The sequence below is a fragment of the Anaerovorax odorimutans genome (assembly GCF_024459955.1).
Classification (GTDB): domain Bacteria; phylum Bacillota; class Clostridia; order Peptostreptococcales; family Anaerovoracaceae; genus Hominibacterium; species Hominibacterium odorimutans_A.
In genome coordinates this window covers 1-2,733 of sequence record NZ_JANFXK010000046.1, presented here as the reverse complement: position 1 = coordinate 2,733, position 2,733 = coordinate 1, and the positions used below count along the sequence as shown (strand labels likewise).

3 protein-coding genes are annotated in these 2,733 nt (G+C 36.6%); all 3 read right to left on the bottom strand.

The features are described 5' to 3' along the window. Nucleotides 1–485, bottom strand: a 485-nt coding sequence (locus tag NE619_RS17635; protein ID WP_256133804.1) for a hypothetical protein, incomplete at its 3' end; no start/stop codon positions are given. 370 nt (nucleotides 486–855) lie between these two features. After that, the gene (locus NE619_RS17630; RefSeq protein WP_256133803.1) at nucleotides 856–2,076 is read right to left on the bottom strand and encodes a zinc ribbon domain-containing protein; all 1,221 of its coding nucleotides are present in this window, start codon (nucleotides 2,074–2,076) and stop codon (nucleotides 856–858) included. Between the two features lie 193 nt (nucleotides 2,077–2,269). Beyond that, a partial coding sequence (locus tag NE619_RS17625) for a prealbumin-like fold domain-containing protein (protein WP_256133802.1) occupies nucleotides 2,270–2,733 on the bottom strand: 464 nt, incomplete at its 5' end.

Genomic DNA, 2,733 nt, shown 5'->3' with positions numbered 1-2,733 from the left:
TACCGTTCCCATCGGCTTTCTTTTCCACTATATAAATTTTTACAAAAGACAGCGGAACCTCTGGCATTTCCGTTCGCGCCAAAGCCCCCAAGGACGAATTCCAGTTGGTGATCGGCTGTTCGATATTCTGGACGCAGAGCGTCCGCCTTGATTGCAACCACTTTCCCCTGGATACTCTGCGCAAAATCATTGGGGTAGCACTGTTCGGCGGTAATCGACTCTAGGGGAACGGTAATCCTCTGCTTTCCTTTCTCCATCTGTACCGCCTGTTCTTGTACCCGCTCGCCAAACAGCTTCATCATTTCCAGGTAGCTCCCGGTAAATCCCTCTTCGTAACTCCGAAAGAGCTGGTTGGTACTACAGTAGGCGCACAAAAACTGGTTTTCTGCGTCAGCGTCCCTGTTTTCGCCAAATACGATTTCTCTGTTTCCAATATGCACCGCATGGGTAATCTCGTAGCCTTCGATGCTACGTTTTTCTTCCATGAAACATCCCCCTTTACAAATAAAAAAATCACCTTCAGTGAGTTATTCGCGCGTGGCGCTCACTTTCATATTGCAGATTTTTTTGAAATATAGGAAATGCCACGCATTCGATATTTCCTATATTATAAAAAACAGCCCTTTCGGCTGCTGTAACATTACTTTTCCCGTTTACGCCTGCTGTGCAGGAACATGCTGCTGGCTATAATAAATATGACCAGGGCTATGGTTATGAATCGTTTGATGTCCATTTGTTTCCCCTTCCTCTCTTTTTATTTGTGGCATGAAAATAGGGACGATTACTCGTCCCTGGTATAAGTAATATTTATCGAATTGTTTTATTATGAATAAAGTAAACTGGGATTTGTCACTTTTAATATTTACTATTCTCGTAAATTTCATCAATATTTTTATAGTTATAAAACGGATATGGAACGGGTAACATTACAACCCTTAGCTCAAAATATTTATCGGATAATAACCTATTACATTTTGAACATCTTCTATCATTATAATAAAATTCATTCATATAAGTAAATACTTTTGAATCACTCAATTCTGGCTGGGTTTTAATCACCTCATAATTACCACAATTACAAGTAGCAAACATTGTAACGTATGGACTATATCCACAATTGGGACATGCTATTCCGAATAGTCCCTTTATATTTGCTATCATAGGATGCCCACATTCGGGACATCTTTTATTTCCACATAGCATACTTACAAAGAACTCTTTTTTATATGCCTTTCTCCAGCTTTTAAAAATCTTTTTAACTGCTTTTCGACTACCTTTCTCTAAATCAACTAATTCTTCATTGTCATATATTTTCTTTTTATATCCATTTTCAACTTTCTCATAACCAATTAATAGATCAAACTTATCGAAAATGGTATCTTTAACTAAATTTTTACCAATAATAGTTTCAATTTTTTCTTTACTAATAAAGCCTCTTGTTCTTCTTGTTTTTTCAATTTGTGCTATTAATTCGTTATATATATTATCAATTAGATACTCCCTTTGATCCTTTAATCCATAAGCTAATCTCAAATACCTCGAAAAAATTGCAGGTACATCTTTGTCATCTCTAAATAAAGGCCTATTAACGATTTTGATTCTATCTATAATATCCGCATACTTCGACAGTTCAAAATCCTCTATCAATTCTTCTTTGACTCTCTCCTTTTTTTCTTTCGTTTCATTTGGGTCACGCAATATATTCCTATAATTATCAAAACGATCAATTATTTTCTTATCTTTAATTGTAAAACTTTCAAAAGTTACCACCACAAAAAACGATTTTCTAGGCTCATTTTGAAAATTTTCCATAAAATTATCTAAAATCTTACGAAATTGACTATCAACAATTTTAGCGGATTTTAGTTGGATAAAGATTTTATATTCAGTATTTACAATACATAAATCGTTGTCTGTTTCACATTGCATTGAAAAATCTGTAATGTTTATACCAAAATCAAATATATCCGCATTATTTAACTGTTCGACTATATAAACAGTTGCTAGTGAATCTTGATTTGAAATCAAAGAAGCAGTCTGTCCTCCCAATTTTTGTGGCAAAAAATAGTCTTTCATATAACACCTCTACAAATTCAAATTTGCCAACCAAAGTACTCATCTAAAGTCTATCACGAGAGTCTCTTTATTTCCATATCTTTATTGACCGTTTAACTGGCAGTTCACTTCGTTATGTATTTGGCCTCTCCCTACCTTCCACCAGGAAGGGAGAGCCATTTTAATGCTTTCTTTTCTTGCTAATTACTAAACCCTATTTTTTCTCCCCTTTCTTTTTCCTACTGTGCCGAAACACAACCACAGCCATTATTACTGCCAGCAGCGCCACAACAAGTAGCAGCAGGATCGGAAAATCATCTCCCGTCTGCACAGCAGTCGTGATGCTCTGATTCTCAACCTCCACCTTCACATGCTGGCCGTATTGCTTAATTGTAATCGCTTTCCAGTCACCATCTTTCTGATACCCTTTCGGCGCTTGCAGTTCTCGGTAATAATAGGTTCCAGGCTTCAAGTTTTCAAAAATCACTTTCCCGTTTTCATCCGAAGTCTGCTTTTCAATCAATTTTTTCTTGGAATCATACAGGCCAAATATCGCACCTTCCAAGGGCTTTCCGGTTGATGCGGAAATCTTATTGAGCAACAGAAACGTTGGTTTGGGTGTGTTGGTTATGCTGCACTTTACAATTTCCCCGTCCTGCTTCACTTCAAACGGATATA